We start from the raw sequence: 16,228 nt of genomic DNA, 5'->3' as shown, positions 1-16,228 counted from the left end.
CCGCCACCGCGCACACCCCGCCCCACCCCCACTGCCCGAAGGCGAAGCCCGCCAGGGCCGAGGCGGTGGCGCCGCCTGCGAAGCCGGCGACGACGTAGGCGCTGTTGGCGGTGGCGGGGGAGGTCGTGGTCGTCAGGGCCAGGGTCTGGTTGGCGACGTGGGACGCGACCAAGGCGGCGTGGACGGCGACGGCGGCCACGAACAGCGCGACCATCACGTGCCCGCCCAGCCAGAACAGCGGCACGGACAGGGCGGCGAGCAGATACGCGGACCGCACGACCTTGGCGGCACCGAAACGATCGACCAGGCCGCCCGCGAGCGGTGCCACGACGCTGGCCGCCAGCCCGAAGAGGCCGAAGAGCCCGGCGGTCGCGGTCGAGAGGGCGTACGGCTGCCCCGTCAGCAGCAGGGCCAGTGAGGTCCACAGGGCGCTCCAGGCGCCGTACATGCCGGCCTGCCGTACGCATGCGCGCCACAGGTCGGGGGAGCGGCGCACCAGGCCCGGCATCTCGGTGAGGCCGGAGAAGAGACCGGCGAGGCCACCGGTGCGGCGGGGGCGTTCGGCCGGCAGGACGGCCGCCGTCAGCAGTCCGAGTACGGCGGTGAGCACGGCCGCACCCACGAACACCCATCGCCAGCCGAAGGCCTGCCCGGCCAGGCCGCCGAGGACGCGGGCCGCGACGATGCCGGTGAACAGGCCCGCGATGACGGCGGCGACATGGCGGGCGCGGCGTTCGGCGGGGGCGCGTTCGGCGACGAGCGGGACCAGCAGCTGCGGGACGACGGTCGCGGCGGAGGCGACGAGGACGGCGGCCGCGAGCGCGCTGGTCCCGGACGCCGCGGCGCCCACGGCCAGGGCCGCCGTCGTGGCGAGCGAGAGGACGGCGACCAGCGGACGCCGGCTCACGCGGTCGCCGAGCGGGGCGAAGAAGAGCAGGCCGGCGGCGTAGCCGAACTGCGCGACCGAGGCGATCCAGGCCACGGCCGAGGGTGTGGTCCCGAAGTCCTGGGCGATGACCGAGAGCAGCGGGGCCGCGAGGTAGATGTTGGCGGCCGTGACGGCGGAGCACAGGGCGATGAGGGGGAGGAAGAGGCGTGACGTCCTCGTCTCCGGGGAGGGCATCCGCAGGCGGTGAGCTGTGGTGGTCGACGGCATGAGCGGAGTGACTCCTTCGAGTCCTTCGGGTTCTGCGAGTCCTTCGAGCGGTCTCTAACAACTAACCAGTTGGTTGGATGTCTGTCGAACAGTCTGCGCCGCACATCCCTTCCCGTCAACCAAACAGTTGGTTACTTACCCGCTACCCTGGCCCCATGGGAGTAAGGGACCCCGAGGCCACCAAAGCCCGGATCTTCGACGCGGCGGTCGCCGAGTTCGCCCGGTATGGCATCGCGGGCGCCCGCATCGACCGCATCGCGGCCGAGGCCAAAGCCAACAAGCAGCTGATCTACGCCTACTTCGGCAACAAGGCGGAGCTGTTCTCCAAGGTCCTCGCCCGCTCCATGGTCGACCTCGCGGCAGCCGTCCCCGTCGACCCGGACGACATCGAGGGCTGGCTCGACCGGCTGATGGACTACCACGCCGCCCACCCCGAACTGCTGCGCCTCCTCTACTGGGAGGGCATCCAGTACGGCACCACCGAGCTGCCCGACGAGACCGAGCGCCAGGACCACTACGCCCACAAGGTCGCCGCCGTCCAGGACGGCCAGGACCGCGGTGTCATCACCGACGCGATCCCGGCCCAGGACCTGCTGTTCCTGCTGGTCGCGATGGCCAACTGGGCCACCGTCGTGCCGCAGATGAGCCGCATCCTGGTGGGCGGCGAGGACGACGACCGTGCCCGCCTGCGCGCCTCGGTCAAGGAGGCGGCGCGCAGGATCATCGCGCGCTGACGCACATCGGAATCAGGCGCCGACGTACGTCAGAACCAAGCGCCGACGTACGTCAGTTGGTCCCGATCCGCGACAGCAGGTCCACGATCCGCGACTGCACCTCACCGCTGGTCGACCGCTCGGCGAGGAACAGCACCGTCTCGCCGGAGGCCAGCCTCGGCAGGTCGGCCTGGTCGACGGCGGCGGTGTAGACGACGAGCGGGGTGCGGTTGAGCTGCCCGTTGGCGCGCAGCCAGTCGACGATCCCGGCCCGGCGGCGGTGCACCTGCATCAGGTCCATCACCACCAGGTTCGGCCGGAAATCGCCCGCCAGCGTCACCGCGTCCGTGTCACTCGCGGCCCGCGCCACCTGCATCCCGCGCCGCTCCAGCGTCGCCGTCAGGGCCAGCGCGATCTCCGCGTGCTCCTCGATGAGCAGCACGCGCGGCGGATGCTGCTCGGTGTCCCGCGGCGCGAGCGCCTTCAGCAGAACGGCCGGATCGGCGCCGTACGCCGCCTCCCGCGAGGCCTGTCCGAGCCCAGCCGTCACCATCACCGGCACCTCGGCCGCGACGGCGGCCTGCCGCAGCGACTGCAGCGCGGTCCGCGTGATCGGCCCGGTCAGGGGGTCGACGAACAGCGCGGCCGGGAACGCCGCGATCTGCGCGTCGACCTCCTCGCGCGAGTGCACGATGACGGGCCGGTAGCCGCGGTCGCTGAGCGCCTGCTGGGTCGTCACATCCGGTGCCGGCCACACCAGCAGCCGCCGCGGGTTGTCGAGCGGCTCCGGCGGCAGCTCGTCGTCCATCGGCTGCGGGCGCGGGGTGTCGGCGATCTCGACGGCGCCGCCCGGCCCGTCCAGCGGTTCGGGCCCCTCGGCGGCATTCTCGTCGGGCGCGCCTATGGCGTACGACCGCCCGGCGCCCTCGGTAATCGGCGCCAGCCGCGACTGCCCGGCCTGCGACGGCTGGGACTGTCCGCCGAGCGACGGCTGCGGCGACGGAGCGGAAACCGGCTGCGCGGGCACCGCCTGCTCGGCCGGCGGATGCGGCCGCGCCGCCTGCTCCACCGAGGCGCCGCCCCGCGTGGCGGGGTCGGGCGGCGTACCCAGCTTGCGGCGCCGTCCGCCGCTGGTCTGATGCGGGGGAGGCGTGGCCGACGGCTGCTGCACCTGCGCCGCCTGCCGCGTGAACGGCACCCCCTGCCCCAACGTCCGCACACTGATCGCCCGACCCTGCGTCGAGTTCGGGTCGACGGGTGCGCCGGGGACACCGGGAGCGGCGGCTTCGGCAGGGAGAGGCTGCGCCGCACGCTGCTGCTGGGCAGCCGCCGCCTCGGGGGGCAGGGCGGTGCCCGGAGCCGGGGTGCCGGGCGCGGGCTGGGGCTGCGCCTGCTGAGGGACGTTCGGATTCGGCGGTACGGGTGTGGCGGCGCCCTGCGGAGGCACGGGAGCGTCGGCCGCGTGCGGAGGCGCGGGGGTCGTCACGGCGGCGTTCGCCGGTACGGCTGCCCCGGCGCCGGAGGTGTCGTCGGCAGCGGGCCACGGCTGCGGGGCCGGGGTGCCCTGCGCGGGGGTGCCCTGCCCAGGGGCCGCCTCGGCGGGAAGGGGTTGACCCGGCACAGGCTGCGCGGGGGCGGGTCGGCCAGGCACCGGCTGGGGCTGACCCTGCTGCACCGGAACCGGCTGGCCCGGAACAGGCGGAGCCGCTTGCCCGGGCACGGCCACCGGAACGCCCTGACCCGCAGCGCCCGGCACAGGCACACCCTGATCGGCGGCAGCCTGCGTCGGCACGCCCTGCACAGGCGCCCCGGCCGCTTCCGCCGGCTGGCCCACGGCCCGGCGGCGACGCCCGGTCGGCGCACTGGTCGGATGCGGCTGCGGCGGGGTGTGGTCCTCGGACTGGTCGTGCGGCACGGCATCGTGCCGACCCTCGTCGACGAGAACGTCACCGGGAGCGCCCTGGACGGGGACCTGGGCCTGCACGGGGGCCTGGACCGGACCCGGAACTTGGGCCTGCCCGGGAACCTGGGCCTGACCCGGGACCTGAGCCTGCACGGGTGCGGGCGCCTGCCCCGGAACCGGGACCTGGACCGGACCCGCACCCGGGGTCTGCCCCGGAGCCACAGGCGAAGTCTGATCCATGGCCGCAGCCGCAGCCGCAGCCGCAGCCGTGGTCGTGGTCGTGGTCGGAGTCATGACGGGAGACGGAGACGGAGCTGAAGCCGGGGCCGAAGTCGGCTCGGTGCCGCCCTGCCCCTCCACACCGGCGGCGCCGGGCCGGTCCGCCTCGGCAGGCGGCAGCGCGAACACCTGACGGGGCCCCGCCTCCTGCGCCTGCTGCGCGGCACTACGCTCGGCCGCCGCGGCCAGGGCACGCCGCCGACGCCCGGTCGGCTGAGGACCCTCACCCGCACCGGCCGTACCGGCCGCACCGCCCCCGGCACCCGGCTGAGCGGCGTCACCGCCCGCCGGCAACGCGGGCGGCAGCGCGTGCTGCTCCCCGCCGTCACGCCGGGCACGTCGCCCACTGGGTGCGGGCACTCCTTGCGGGGGTACGGTCCCGCCGAGCCCGTTCCCGACGGCCGCGGTCCCTGCCGCGTGCTCGGCGGCCGTGACGACGGCTCCCTCGGAGACACCGTCCTGGCCGCCCTCGTCGCCGCCCTCACCGACCTCGGCCGGTCGCCCCCGCCGCCGTCCGGTACCGCCGGAGGCCTCGCCGCCGCCGTCTCCCGCACCCTGCGGGAGCTCCAACGCAGGCGCGGCCGCGCGCCTGCGCCGCCGCCCGGTGGGAGCTGCTCCCTCGGCGTCGGTGGCCTCGGCATCGGCACCGGGCGTGTCGCTCTCCAGGAAGGCGTCGACGGAGGACCGACGGGCCCGCCGCCGACCGCCCCCGGCACCCTGCTCGCCGCCCTCGGCGGCACTCTCGTTCCCGTCAATGGCCTCAGTCGCGGCGGCGTCGACAGGGGCGGCGGGAACGGCCCCGGCCCCACCGCCGATCGGCACTTCGAGGACGTACGCACTGCCGCTCATGCCAGGCACCTCGTGCGTCTGCAGCACACCCCCATGAGCCCGCACGATGCCGCGCACGATCGGCTCGTGCACCGGGTCTCCCCCGGCATACGGCCCGCGCACCTCGATCCGTACGACCTCACCGCGCTGCGCCGCCGCGACGACGACGGTGTTGTCCATGTAACCGCCGACGGACATGGGCGAGTTGCCGGTCGCGTCGACCCCCGCGACATCCGCGACGAGATGCGCGAGCGCGGTGGCGAGGCGCTGCGGGTCGACCTCGGCCTCGATGGGCGGCGCGTGCACGGCGAACTGAACCCGCCCCGGCCCGATGAGCTCGACGGCCCCGTCGACCCCCGCGGCGACGACGGCGTCGAGCATCACCTTCGTACGGGTGACCCCCTCGCCACCCGAGTCGAGCCGCTGGTACCCGAGGACGTTGTCGATCAGAGTCGTGATGCGCGAATAACCGGCCGAGAGGTGATGCAGCACCTGGTTGGCCTCGGGCCACAACTGCCCCGCGTCGTCCGCGGCGAGCGCGGCCAGCTCACGACGGAGTTCGTCGAGCGGACCCCGCAGCGAACGCGCGAGCAGTGTCAGCAACTGCTCATGCCGACCCGCCAGCGCCTCGTACCGGTCCTTCTCCCGCTCCCCGAGCGCGGCATACCGCTCCTCGCCCGCGGCGAGCTCCTCCTCGTGCCGCTCCGTGAGCTCCTCGAGTTCGCTCACGTGCTTCTGCCGCAGGGCGGTCAGCTCGGAGGCGTGTTCCTCGGCGAGCCGCTCCAGCTCCTGAGCGTGCCGCTGGTCGTCCGCCGCCTTCTCGTCGGCGAGGGCGTCGTAGGGCCGCCGGTCGGTGAAGGTCATCACGGCGCCGACGAGCTGGTCGCCGTCGCGTACGGGCGCGGTCGTCAGGTCGACGGACACCTGGTCCCCGCCCTTGGACCACAGCACCTGCCCACGCACCCGGTGCTTGCGCCCCGAGCGCAGGGTGTCGGCGAGCGGCGACTCCTCGTACGGGAAGGGAGAGCCGTCGGCACGCGAGTGCACCACGAGCGTGTGCAGCTCCCGCCCCCCGAGATCACTGGCCCGATAACCCAGTATCTGAGCGGCGGCCGGGTTGACGAGAACGATCCGCCCGTCGGTGTCGGTCCCCACGACACCTTCCGACGCGGCCCGCAGAATCATCTCGGTCTGCCGCTGCGAACGCGCCAGCTCGGCCTCGGTGTCGACGGTCCCGGTCAGATCCCGTACGACGAGCATGAGCAGCTCGTCACCGCTGTAGCCGTAGCCGTCGTAGGCCCCCTGGCCGTTGTCGAGATTCGCGGACGTGACCTCGACCGGGAACTCGCTCCCGTCGGTCCGCCGGGCCATCATCCGGGTCGGCTTGGTCCGACCCTGCGGATCCATGTGATCGGGCCGCCGCATGGACCCCGGAATCAGCTTCGAGTCGAACTGGGGCAGCAGATCGAGCAGCCCCCGCCCCACCAGAGCGGTCCCCGGCGTCTCGAAGGCCTCGAGCGCGATGGTGTTGGCGTTGACGACGGTCCCATTGGCGTTGACCAGCACCAACGCATCGGGAAGCGCGTCGAGTATGGCTGCGAGGCGAGCAGCGCCTCGGGATGGCCTGCTGCTCACGAGACGCTTCCTCCCTGTTACCGCACCTTGCCGACCGCTCGAGCCATCTTGCCAACCGGCCCGCAGCGTGTCACGCGAGGGAGTCTAAGGGCTGGGGTTGCGCTCGCGACGCCGGATGAGAGGGAGGTCGCACGACGAAGTGACCCAGAACGTATGACCGCCTGTGCAGACGTCCTTCCGGCCTGCTTCCGGCCTGCTTCCGGCCTCCTTCCGGTTTCCGTCCGACTTCGCGAGACCTTCGCGGGAGTTTTACGGAGTCGGTGCTTCCGGTATGGAAATCCTGTGCGACCGATGATGAAACGCACGTACGCCGACAGTCCTACGACCGCTGCCCCGCTGCCCGCAGGTCGGGAAGGAGCGGCACGAGTCGGTCCCATCGGGCGATCCGACACCCGTCACTGCGGTCGTACCGCGCGTCGACGGGCCGCCCGGCCCAGGTCCCGGTGACATGCGCGGTGGCCGGCCCGCCGTACTGCATGGTGCAGAGGCCGCCCTGCGGCGCGGGCGCGAAGACGTCCCTGCCCCATCGGGTACCGCGCTCGAGCGCGGCACAGGCCCCGTCGGCGTCCGGGTGATCGCCGCCCGCCGGGTGGCAGGACAGCTCATAGGTCCGGCCGCCACCGCCACTGCCACCGCCGCTGACGTCGGCGTTGCGGATGGTGACGGTGAGGTGATCGCCGGAGCGCCCCAGGTCCTTGAGGGAAGGGGGTGTGAGGGGAAGGGGCGCGGCCTGGACGTGCGCGGCGGCGGGCACGACGGAGGCGGAGCCGACGGCCGCGAGGGAGCCGACGGCGACGAGGAGAAGGCGGCGGCGAAGGCGCCGGGCCGGGGCGGAACGGTTTACCTGCAACATGACCTGACCAACGCCGCACGCCTGTGGACGTTGCGACGCACGCCGGAAAGGGCTTTGCCCTGCAGCCTCCCTGCCTAGTACCGTGGGAGCCGATTGGTGACACCCCGCTCGACTGTGTCATCATCTGCACGCACCACTCGCGCTCGCGCGAGCGGCTGTGCTGGAGGCGTCGCCTAGTCCGGTCTATGGCGCCGCACTGCTAATGCGGTTTGGGCCTTAAAGCCCATCGAGGGTTCAAATCCCTCCGCCTCCGCGCCTGATCACGAAGCCCCGGTCACTGGACCGGGGCTTCGTTCGTCCACGGTGCGACGCCATGCCGCCGAGGAGGGCCTCTTCGGGGCATTTCCGCAGGTCACAAGGGGTGCGGCAAACGGATTTCACATGGCGGCGGCAGTCATGTAATGTTCTTCCTGTCGCCGCGAGCGGGCCGGAAGGGCTGGGAGCGGCGGGAAAACAGAACAAGCACTCGTAGCTTAACGGATAGAGCATCTGACTACGGATCAGAAGGTTGCAGGTTCGAATCCTGCCGAGTGCACACAGGTCAAAGCCCCCTCGGGATCATCCCGGAGGGGGCTTTTTCGTGCCGTACAGCAGCGAAGTACAGCAACCGTGTCAGCCGCTACCGCCCATGGCGTCGGACAGCTTGCCGATCGCGGCGCGCACTTCCTCTTCGCTGGCTTCTGCGTAGACCTCCATCGTCATGGCGATCTGAGAATGCCTCAGGATTCGTTGCGCCACCTTCGGGTGCACCTTGAGCGCGACCAGGAGCGAGCTGCACGTGTGACGGGTGTTCCGCAGCGGGATGACCCGGACTCCGGCGCGGCGAGCCCGCAGGGCGAACATGCGGGTGAGGTTGCCCGGCTCGATCGGGGTGCCGTACTTCGTGGTGAAGACCAGTTCGCGGGTGTCCTGCCAGAGCTCCCCCGCCGCCTTCCGGTCGCCGATCTGCTGTGCGCGTCGCATCCGAAGCGCCTTGAGGCAAAGCGCCGGCAGAGGAAGGAAGTCGTCGGATTCCTCGGTCTTGGTCTCGCGGTGCAAGATCTGACGCCCGGCCCGCTGGATCTGGTGATCCACGTAGAGCTCACCCGTTTCGAAGTCGACCGACTTCCACGTCAGGCCCAGGACCTCACCCCGGCGCAGGCCGAGGCAGAGCACCAGCATCCAGGCCGCGAACAGGTGATCACTGCGAGCGGCGCAGTCGGCGAGGAACCGGCCAGCTTCGGCGACCGACCACGGCTTGATCCTCTTCCGCCGAGGCTTGGGAACCTTGACCAAGGAGGCCACGTTCTTGCTGATCTCCTCCTCAGTCACGGCATGGGTGAGTGCCGCCCGGAGGGCATCGCGAGCCGCTTGCACAACCCGCCGCGAGGGGTGAGCCTCGCAGCATTCGCCGATGGCACAGCAGCGCTGAGCCTCGCGCCGACGCTTGGCGTCCTTCCCCTGGGCACAGCACTGGCACGTGATCGCGAGCTTGTTGATCCACTCGCGCACGTCCCGGACAGCGAGCTTGTCGATCCGCTTCGCCCCAAGGTGCGGATTGATGTAGAGCCGCACGGACCCCTCGTACGAGACGTACGTCAGAGGCGCGAGGTTCGGCTTAACGATCTCGTTGAGCCAGTACGTGAGGAAGGCAGCAAGGGTGCGATGCCGAGTGGCCACCGGTCCCTTCTTGGCTTCGGTGTGCAGCTTGATCCACTTGTCGTGGACCTCATCGCGGGTCTTGCCGTAGACGTACTTGCGCTTGCGCTTTCCGTCCGGGGTATCGACCCAGACGTACGCCGCGAAGCTGTTCCTGTACGGGTAGATCGAGCCTTCGCCGTTGCCGCGCTTGCCGCTCATGCCGACCACCGCGCTTCGGCTTCCTGGGCACGGCGTTCGACGTACTCATCCACATATCGGGGCAAGATGCGGCGGTTACGGCCGTCCTTGATGGAGCGGATCTCTCCCGTCAGGACCAGCATCTTGGTCTTGGAGAGGCCGTAGCCGAGCATTTCAGCGACCTCGCGTGTGGTGTACCACTTCCGTTCGATCACCGTGGCGGTCATGCTGCGGCTCCTTCCAGGTCGAGCAGGGCGGGTAGTTCTTCTCGGGCGGCTTCGCGGTTGTGTTGGATGTCGCGGTGGATGTTGGCTGCGAGCCAGGATTCGCCGGGGGTGTGGCCGTGTCCGGCGTAGGTCCAGTGGGCGACGGTGAGCGTGGTTGCCTCCGGGTTGTCGTCGGGGTCGGGCAGGCCCAGGGCTTGGCGTTGCTGTGCGGCGCGGTAGTCGGCGCGGACCTGGCGCAGGGCGCCGAGGGTGGTGGAGTAGCGGCGGGACTTGGTGGAGAAGTGGCCGCGGAAGCCGAGCATGTGAGCCCAGCGCGCAAGGTTGCGGTCGGGGTAGAGCGGCTGGAGGTCGACGCATGCGGCCATCAGGCGCCGGGCGTGCTGGGGGATCTCCAGGCGTGCGAGGTCTTCCCCCAGTCCGGTGCCCTGGCAGGTGACGCACTGGCCGAGTGCTGAGCCGGGTTGGTCGTAGCGCGGGGAGCGGCCGGTTCCCCGGCAGGCCCGGCAGTGGACCGGGGCATCCGCGGCGCCGGTGGTCTCGGCTGCCTTGGTGGCGTACTTGGCCACGTAGGAGGCGACGGCCAGTTCGGTGATCTCGGAGCCGTCGCCGAAAGCTTTCACCGGGCGTACGTCGAGCTGGGTGCCCCAGCGCAGGGTGCGGGCCGGTTGGTCACCGGCCGGGGGCACGTCGACGGCCACGCGAGCGGCAGCGGCGTGGATGGCGTCGGTGAGCAGATCGAGCGTGGCCCAGGCCGGGGGCGGGGAGTCCGGCCCGTCGGGTCCGTCGAAGCGGATCACGGCGTGGAAGTGCACGGCCCCGCGCTTCTGGTACTCGGCGACCTTGCCGAAGGAGACGCGGGACTGTTCGCGGGCGTCCTTCTGGGTGAGTCCGGCCCGCTTCGCGATCTCGCGGCGGAGGTAGATCGTGAAGTAGCGCCACAGCTCGGAGGCGTGGTTGTTCCACAGCACCGCGCCCGCGTAGTCGTACGACTCGGGGGTGAGCGGGGTGCCGAGTTCGGGCGCATCCTCGGGGTGCCGTACACCGCAGCGGCAGGCCCGGGTGCCGGGGCGGTTGTGGACGGGGCCGAACGAGGGTGCGGTGAGGGTGGCGAAGACGCGCGGGTGATCCCGGATCGTGTGCGGGGTGCCCTTGTCCGGGTCGCCGACCAGGCCCGCGCGGATGAGGTGGTAGGTGTCTCCGGCGTAGGTCCAGGCGCACGAGGGGCAGCGGGAGGCGCGGCGATTTCCGCAAGCGACGCGGAGCATGCCGCCGGGCTCCTGGACGGTGCTGTAGGCGTGCAGGACGGTGCCGGTGGACGGGGCGATCGTCTTGGTCTGGCCGACGAGGTGGATCGGGTCGGAGCAGCCGCCGGTGCGCTTGATCTGTTCTTGCCAGCGGTCGAAGTCGGCCGATCCGGCCACCCTCAGCACGTCGGCGAGGGTGGCCGCATCCAGGCCCGCCAGGGTGGCGGCATCGGTCACGTCCAGCACCACCCGTTGTCGCAGCCTGCATCGTCGGTGGCGAACAGCGGCAGTTGCTCCCCGTCCTTGAACAGCTCCCGCAAGGGACGTCCCATCCGGGTCAGGTAGACGGGACGTTTGCCCTTGGCGGCCAGGTGGGCGTTGATGGTGTCCTCGACCTTGCAGGCCCGCTCGAAGCGCGCCGGGTCCTGCTCGCGCATGGCCTGCCATTCATGGATCTTGCGCATCGGGCAGAAGTCACAAGACGACTTCGGAGGCACCGGCAGACCCGCAGAGCGGATGATGCGCGGGCAGTCCGCACGGCGGATCTTCAGGTCGAGCAGCGGGTAGATGAGCCGCTCATAGGGCATGGCCTTGCCCGTGTTGGCGCGGCTGATCTCGTCCAGGCTGATGCCCATGGCGACCGTGGCCGGGTTGTCCTCGGTAGCGCCGTGCGCCTTCAGCCAGGCCCCGGTGACCAGGACCTTGAAGTCGTAGGTGCAGTTGCGCTTGCCGGGCTTGCCATTGGTGAGGAAGACCGGGATCGTCTGGCGGCTGCCGTTGCTGTTGATGATGCGGCCGCGGATGGTCTCGGTCTGCTGGCGGTCCTTGCCGATGCGGCGTTCCAGCTCGATCAGCCTCAGGCCATGGGCGGCAGCGAACGGGGCGGCGTAGCGCTCGAAGTAGGTCAGGGTGTGGGGGTTTTCGGAGTCCTGGCCGACGTTGGCGAACAGGAAGGTCTGGAAGTCGATACGGCCCTGGGCTGCCAGAACAAGAGCTGCCATGGACTGCCAGCCACCGCCGAAGGAGAACGTGCGCAGGCCCGGGGCATCGGAGACCGTAGGAGCCATGACGATCACCGTCCCGTCCGAGCAACGGGGGCGGGGGCAGTGTGGCCGGTGCCCTGGCAGGCCCGGCAGGTGACGGTGAGGGTGACGCGGGAGCCGTCGCGGTGGCGGTCCCCGGTCGTGATCGCCACGGCGGGGAAGCCGTCGCAGTTACCGCAGACCGGACGGTTCAAAGCGCGGGAAGGCATGATGAGTGGAGCCCTTTCGGATCGATGGAGCTGGAAGGTGTGGAGGCGTCCGGGGCGGCGGATCTTTGGCGAGAGAGCCGCCCCGGGGGCCGTTACTTGCCCAGCGCGCGCGGAGGGCGTTTGCGCTTGGACGTGCGGCTGATCGTGTAGCTGATCCCGCAGGTGGCCGACAGCACGGAGACGATCGACGCGGCGACGGCCTGAGCCACGAAGGCGATCACCAGCAGCACCACGACGGAACCCATGGTGATCAGCAGGGTGAGGACGATCGGGCCGGTGTAGGAGCGCGGAGCTTCTTGGACGATCACGACCTGACGCACGTCCGTGCCGGGCGGGATCTGCCGGTACAGGTCGGCAGGGATGTGCCCGGCGCGAAGCTGATCTTCGGGCAAGTGCATGACCAGGTCTCCTCTCGCATCAGGCGGTGCAGCGGTGGGTGCGGGCGGCGAGTTCGGCGGCCGATCGGTCGTTGTGCTCGGTGGAGAAGCCGCACTTGGGGGCGGTGCAGGCGGCGGTGTGCTTGGTCTGGCCACGGCCGTTGTGGAACGTGCCGACCTTGACCGGTCCGATGCGGATCACGTCGTAGAAGCGGTTCGGGCGCACGGTGGAACCTCCTTGGATGTCAGGCGAGCTGGGCGGCGATTGCTCCGGCGAGGTCTTCCGGGATGCCGAGGCGGGCGCGCAGGGTGGCGGTGTCGATGTCCGTGCCGGTGCGGGTGCGGTGCTCGGTGGCGACCTTGCGGGCGTGGTCGACCAGGGCCGGAGGCACGGCCGGGGTGGGTGCTTGGGGCAGCGCGGGGGCAGGCTCCGGCGCGGCGATCGGCTCGGGCTCCGGTTCGGGCTCGGTCGTGATGTCGGGTGCGGGGGCCGGGGCTGCGGGCGCCGGCGGAACCGGCATCCGGTCCCCGGCCGGAGTCGGCGAGTGAGCCAGCAGGGTGCCGCCGAGGAACGCGAGTGCGGGCCATCCGGCGACGAGGATGCGTAGCCAGGCCGGGACGTGGTCCAGGTCGAGGAGTCCGGCGGTGGCGATGTTGGCACCGAGCGAGGCGACCAGGGCGACCAGGAACCAGAACCAGGCCATCCGGGACCGCTCCGTTCGGAGTCGGCGCCACACGGCGACTAGGAGCAGGTCGACCGAGACCGGGTAGGCCCAGGCCTTCCAGCCGGTCTGTCCGGCGGCTTCAGCGAGGTCGTGCAGGTGGGCGAAGGACAACGCACCAGCGATTACGGCCTGAACGAGCACGGCGTCAATCCGGAACGAGCGGGGCATGGTCTTCACCTCCTTCGCGAAGGGATCGGGCCAGGGGCGGGGCGGGGATCATGTGTCCGGCCGCCCGGCCCCGGCAGGGGTTCAGTCGTCGGCGGGGATCTCGCCCGCACCCAGGCAGCCCAGGCAGATGCCGGACTGCTCACCGGCGTACCGGCGCTTACGGCCGACGTGGACGGGGCGGGAAACCTCGCCGGTGCCCTTGCAGGGCGAGCACTGCTTGACCTTGGGCTTGACGGTCTTGCGCGCCATGGGCGATCTCCGTTCGGTTTTCGGCATGGCTCGGGTAGGGACCTGGCGCGAGGCGGTCGCGCCGACCGGGGAAAGCAGGAGCTACGGAGCCACGAGCGGCGGCGCGGCAGGCATCGGCGGCATAGCCGCGCGGCTGACCGGCCGGAACGGGGTCAGGAACGGCAACTCAGGGGTGAGGTAGGCGAATTCGCGGCAGACGGCCGCCGCCTGCTCTGGGGTGACCTCGGGGGTGCGGATGCGGGACCAGTAGCCGGAGGCGTCACCGGCCACCGCCACACCGGGGCGGTCGGCGCGGATTCCCAGCACGGAGACCACGGCGTCGGGGGCGATGTCGCCCAGGCCCATCTCCGCGGTCTGCTTGTCGTTGACCCGGTGCACCACACGCCCGGTGAGCTGGGCCCGCAGAGCGGTCGCACCCTTGCCCAGGTCGGAGCCGAAGCGCTGCCCGCACGCCTCCAGATAGATCCCGACCGCGCGAGCCATCTGCCCGAGCCGAACCAGCTGCATGACCATGTGATCGCGAGCGGCTTCGTCCTTCTTGGACATCACCAGGAACAGCTCCGCCACCTCATCGATCAGCACGACCAGCGGCACCGGCCGAAGCTCCTCGGGCAGCTCCCACACGTCGGAGACCCCGTAGAGGGCGAGCAGGTCGAAGCGGTCTTCCATCTCCCCGACCAGCGCGTCGGCCAGATCACCGGCACTATCCCGGTCGGTGGCCAGCGCCGACAGGCGGGGCGCGTACCGGCTCTGCTCAACACCGCGCTTGCAGTCGATGCCGACCAGGGCGACCGGGAGCTGTGCGAGGCCCTTGATCAGGTTGCGCTGGTACATGGACTTGCCAGACTGGTTCGCACCCAGGGTCAGGGCGTGCGGGATCTTGCGGTAGTCCCGCTCGAAGACCGTGCCGTCCTCCCGCAGCGCGACCGGAACGACCAGGCCCCGGGGTGCGGCCTTGCGCGGTATCCGCACCCGGTTGAGCACGTCGTAGCCGGTCATCCGCAGCTCTACGTAGCCGGGCTTGGTCTCGGCCACGATCACCGAGTGCACCCCGAAGGCGTGCTTCAGGCGCACGGCGGACGCGGCCACGTCGGCGGGTTCCAGACCGGCCGGGAGGCGGAGCGTGACCCGCAGCCCGGTCGAGGTCGGGCGGACCCGGCGGACCTTCGGCGGCACCGGCCGCACCTCACGGCGGGCCACGTTGCGGGTCATGAAGGCGCGCAAGGCGGACGGCTGTACCGTCAGCCCGCACACGTCCATGGTGGACCGGTAGGTCCAGGTGAACCGGCCCCACGTGGCCGGGAGGCCGACCAGCGACCAGTACAGGCGGGGAGCACGGTACTTCGCGAGGCGGACGCCACCGGCACCAGCCGCGGCGCCTCCCAGCTCCAGCCAGGTCGCGACGTCGGTCATGGTCAGGCCCCCAGCGGGGTGACGGCGACCGCGCGGAACGAGATCCCGTGCCGCTTCTGGCCGTTGAACTCGTTCTCCCAGTCGCGCGCCTTCAGCCCGGTCACGGCCACCGGCATGCCCGGCGTGAGCCCGTCCGGGAGACCGGTCTCCGGGATGGTGACCTGGTAGAGGTTGCCCTCTCCCTCATCCGAGACCAGCAGGCCCACGGTGGACAGGCCCGCGCCGGTCTCCCGGTCCATCGCCCGCTCACCGGTCTTCTGGTTCACCAGCTTCGGCGTCGGCGCGGTCGCCACGAACACCACAGCGGTCGAAACGTCGATCTTGAAAGACGGCATGAGCACATCCCTCGTTCAGGAGGCCACCTGATGCAACCTCTCTAGACATCTCCAGGAAAGCGCACATGTCTAGAGACGTCAAGAGAGATGTCTAGAGATGTTTCTGGAGCCGGATTGCGACTACACGCACAGAGCGGGCGACCTACCCATGGCCTAAGCTGTCTAGAGAAGAGAGGAGGGCTCCCGAATGACCACCACCGACGACGACCGTCGGCCGAAGTACCAGCGGATTGCGGACTCTCTGCGCGAGGCGATCCAGTCGGGCGAGTACGGTCCCGGTGATCGGCTTCCGGGAGAAAACGAGCTGATGGCCGCGCACGGCGTGGCCCGTATGACGGCCCGTCAAGCCCTCGGTGTACTCAAGGACGAGGGCCTTGCTGAGGCCCGCAAGGGCGCCGGTGTCTTCGTACGTTCCTTCCGGCCTCTCAGGCGTCGAGGCATCCAGCGACTCGCGCAGGAGCAGTGGGGCAGCGGCCGGTCCATCTGGTCCGCCGACATCGAGAACCGCACGCTTGTTGTGGATCAAGTAGCGGTGTCCGAAGAGGCAGCGCCGGATCAGATCGAGCAGGTGCTTGGGCTGGGGGATGAGGACACCGTCTGTGTACGGCGTCGACGATTCGTCTTGGACGGGAAGCCCGTTCTTCTCGCGACGAGTTATCTCCCCACGTCAGTGGTGGCAGGTTCAGCGATCACGCAGGAGGACACGGGCCCCGGCGGCACGTACGCCCGTCTTGCCGAACTCGGCTACAAGCCAGTGCACTTCCGCGAAGAGATCCGCTCACGCATGCCCACGAAGGCAGAGGCGGATCAGCTGAGCATCTCCGCAGGTACGCCGGTCATCCTCATCTGCCGGACCGCGTTCGCGGACGAGGGCCGCCCCGTAGAGATCAACGAGATGACGCTCGACGCTGCCTCGTACGTCCTGGAGTACGACTTCGACGCGTGACCCAGCGATGTCGGATCCCAGGTGATGCCTGACGTTCTGGTCCCAGGTGATGCTTGACGGTGGGCCTAGACAACATGGGAAACCCCGTGGGGCTTGTTCGCTTTCAC

The 16,228-nt window shown here is 70.7% G+C and carries 15 protein-coding genes and 2 tRNA genes; 4 read left to right on the top strand and 13 right to left on the bottom strand.

Going from position 1 to position 16,228, the window contains the following annotated elements; all coding sequences use genetic code 11:
* Positions 1 to 1,156 (bottom strand): MFS transporter (locus ADL12_RS11660; protein WP_062701273.1); only part of this gene is annotated, 1,156 nt, incomplete at its 3' end.
* A gap of 155 nt (positions 1,157 to 1,311) precedes the next feature.
* Between ADL12_RS11660 and ADL12_RS11655 the strand changes: the two genes are divergently transcribed.
* Positions 1,312 to 1,890 (top strand): TetR/AcrR family transcriptional regulator, encoded by a 579-nt coding sequence (locus ADL12_RS11655; protein ID WP_062701272.1) that lies wholly within the window; start codon positions 1,312 to 1,314, stop codon positions 1,888 to 1,890.
* A 52-nt stretch (positions 1,891 to 1,942) separates the two neighbouring features.
* Here the strand turns inward: ADL12_RS11655 and ADL12_RS11650 are convergent, their stop codons facing one another.
* Both ADL12_RS11650 and ADL12_RS11645 read right to left on the bottom strand, forming a co-directional pair.
* Positions 1,943 to 6,514, bottom strand: coding sequence for a hybrid sensor histidine kinase/response regulator (locus tag ADL12_RS11650; protein WP_079051980.1), 4,572 nt, complete (start codon positions 6,512 to 6,514; stop codon positions 1,943 to 1,945).
* A 319-nt stretch (positions 6,515 to 6,833) separates the two neighbouring features.
* Complete coding sequence (locus tag ADL12_RS11645; RefSeq protein ID WP_062701270.1) at positions 6,834 to 7,367, bottom strand: SSI family serine proteinase inhibitor; 534 nt, start codon at positions 7,365 to 7,367, stop codon at positions 6,834 to 6,836.
* Positions 7,368 to 7,529: 162 nt separating this feature from the next.
* Here ADL12_RS11645 and ADL12_RS11640 point away from each other — a divergent pair.
* Both ADL12_RS11640 and ADL12_RS11635 read left to right on the top strand, forming a co-directional pair.
* Positions 7,530 to 7,620: transfer RNA gene (locus ADL12_RS11640), tRNA-Ser, on the top strand.
* Between the two features lie 209 nt (positions 7,621 to 7,829).
* A tRNA-Arg gene (locus tag ADL12_RS11635) sits at positions 7,830 to 7,902 on the top strand.
* A gap of 77 nt (positions 7,903 to 7,979) precedes the next feature.
* Here ADL12_RS11635 and ADL12_RS11630 read toward each other — a convergent pair.
* The 10 genes from ADL12_RS11630 to ADL12_RS11590 form a co-directional block, all read right to left on the bottom strand.
* Entirely contained in the window at positions 7,980 to 9,215 is a 1,236-nt protein-coding gene (locus tag ADL12_RS11630) for a site-specific integrase (protein WP_208614519.1), read from the bottom strand.
* Positions 9,203 to 9,412 carry a helix-turn-helix domain-containing protein gene (locus tag ADL12_RS11625; RefSeq protein WP_062701268.1) on the bottom strand — a complete coding sequence of 70 codons (210 nt, stop codon included), beginning with the start codon at positions 9,410 to 9,412 and terminating at the stop codon, positions 9,203 to 9,205. Before ADL12_RS11625 ends, ADL12_RS11630 begins: the two co-directional genes overlap by 13 nt.
* Entirely contained in the window at positions 9,409 to 10,893 is a 1,485-nt protein-coding gene (locus ADL12_RS11620) for a replication initiator (protein ID WP_062701275.1), read from the bottom strand. Before ADL12_RS11620 ends, ADL12_RS11625 begins: the two co-directional genes overlap by 4 nt.
* Positions 10,890 to 11,723 (bottom strand): phosphoadenosine phosphosulfate reductase, encoded by an 834-nt coding sequence (locus tag ADL12_RS11615; protein WP_107119888.1) that lies wholly within the window; start codon positions 11,721 to 11,723, stop codon positions 10,890 to 10,892. The genes ADL12_RS11620 and ADL12_RS11615 overlap by 4 nt, the downstream gene beginning before the upstream one ends.
* 277 nt (positions 11,724 to 12,000) lie before the next feature.
* On the bottom strand, positions 12,001 to 12,306 hold the full coding sequence (locus tag ADL12_RS11610) for a hypothetical protein (RefSeq protein ID WP_062701266.1): 306 nt from the start codon (positions 12,304 to 12,306) through the stop codon (positions 12,001 to 12,003).
* A 19-nt stretch (positions 12,307 to 12,325) separates the two neighbouring features.
* Positions 12,326 to 12,511 carry a mobile element transfer protein gene (locus ADL12_RS11605; protein WP_062701264.1) on the bottom strand — a complete coding sequence of 62 codons (186 nt, stop codon included), beginning with the start codon at positions 12,509 to 12,511 and terminating at the stop codon, positions 12,326 to 12,328.
* 19 nt (positions 12,512 to 12,530) lie between these two features.
* Complete coding sequence (locus ADL12_RS11600; RefSeq protein WP_062701262.1) at positions 12,531 to 13,178, bottom strand: DUF2637 domain-containing protein; 648 nt, start codon at positions 13,176 to 13,178, stop codon at positions 12,531 to 12,533.
* Between the two features lie 81 nt (positions 13,179 to 13,259).
* On the bottom strand, positions 13,260 to 13,427 hold the full coding sequence (locus tag ADL12_RS54930; protein ID WP_167364401.1) for a hypothetical protein: 168 nt from the start codon (positions 13,425 to 13,427) through the stop codon (positions 13,260 to 13,262).
* A gap of 81 nt (positions 13,428 to 13,508) precedes the next feature.
* Positions 13,509 to 14,840 (bottom strand): FtsK/SpoIIIE domain-containing protein, encoded by a 1,332-nt coding sequence (locus tag ADL12_RS11595; protein ID WP_062701260.1) that lies wholly within the window; start codon positions 14,838 to 14,840, stop codon positions 13,509 to 13,511.
* Positions 14,841 to 14,842: 2 nt separating this feature from the next.
* Complete coding sequence (locus ADL12_RS11590) at positions 14,843 to 15,175, bottom strand: SCO3933 family regulatory protein (protein WP_062701258.1); 333 nt, start codon at positions 15,173 to 15,175, stop codon at positions 14,843 to 14,845.
* Between the two features lie 187 nt (positions 15,176 to 15,362).
* On the opposite strand from ADL12_RS11590, the gene ADL12_RS11585 reads away from it, so the two are divergent.
* The gene (locus ADL12_RS11585; RefSeq protein ID WP_062701257.1) at positions 15,363 to 16,121 is read left to right on the top strand and encodes a GntR family transcriptional regulator; all 759 of its coding nucleotides are present in this window, start codon (positions 15,363 to 15,365) and stop codon (positions 16,119 to 16,121) included.
* The last annotated feature ends 107 nt before the right edge of the window (positions 16,122 to 16,228 follow it).

Origin of the sequence: Streptomyces regalis, from assembly GCF_001509475.1 — a bacterium.
GTDB lineage: Bacteria > Actinomycetota > Actinomycetes > Streptomycetales > Streptomycetaceae > Streptomyces > Streptomyces regalis.
The sequence above is the reverse complement of the archived record's forward strand: the minus strand, read 5'-3'. Positions and strand labels throughout refer to the sequence as shown.

Excerpts from the sequence above, each read along its gene's own strand:
- ADL12_RS11585 (WP_062701257.1), top strand. The coding sequence starts at position 15,363 with ATGACCACCACCGACGACGACCGTCGGCCGAAGTACCAGCGGATTGCG.
- ADL12_RS11590 (WP_062701258.1), bottom strand. The coding sequence starts at position 15,175 with ATGCCGTCTTTCAAGATCGACGTTTCGACCGCTGTGGTGTTCGTGGCG.
- ADL12_RS11610 (WP_062701266.1), bottom strand. The coding sequence starts at position 12,306 with ATGCACTTGCCCGAAGATCAGCTTCGCGCCGGGCACATCCCTGCCGAC.
- ADL12_RS11615 (WP_107119888.1), bottom strand. The coding sequence starts at position 11,723 with ATGGCTCCTACGGTCTCCGATGCCCCGGGCCTGCGCACGTTCTCCTTC.
- ADL12_RS11600 (WP_062701262.1), bottom strand. The coding sequence starts at position 13,178 with ATGCCCCGCTCGTTCCGGATTGACGCCGTGCTCGTTCAGGCCGTAATC.
- ADL12_RS54930 (WP_167364401.1), bottom strand. The coding sequence starts at position 13,427 with ATGGCGCGCAAGACCGTCAAGCCCAAGGTCAAGCAGTGCTCGCCCTGC.
- ADL12_RS11655 (WP_062701272.1), top strand. The coding sequence starts at position 1,312 with ATGGGAGTAAGGGACCCCGAGGCCACCAAAGCCCGGATCTTCGACGCG.
- ADL12_RS11625 (WP_062701268.1), bottom strand. The coding sequence starts at position 9,412 with ATGACCGCCACGGTGATCGAACGGAAGTGGTACACCACACGCGAGGTC.
- ADL12_RS11645 (WP_062701270.1), bottom strand. The coding sequence starts at position 7,367 with ATGTTGCAGGTAAACCGTTCCGCCCCGGCCCGGCGCCTTCGCCGCCGC.
- ADL12_RS11595 (WP_062701260.1), bottom strand. The coding sequence starts at position 14,840 with ATGACCGACGTCGCGACCTGGCTGGAGCTGGGAGGCGCCGCGGCTGGT.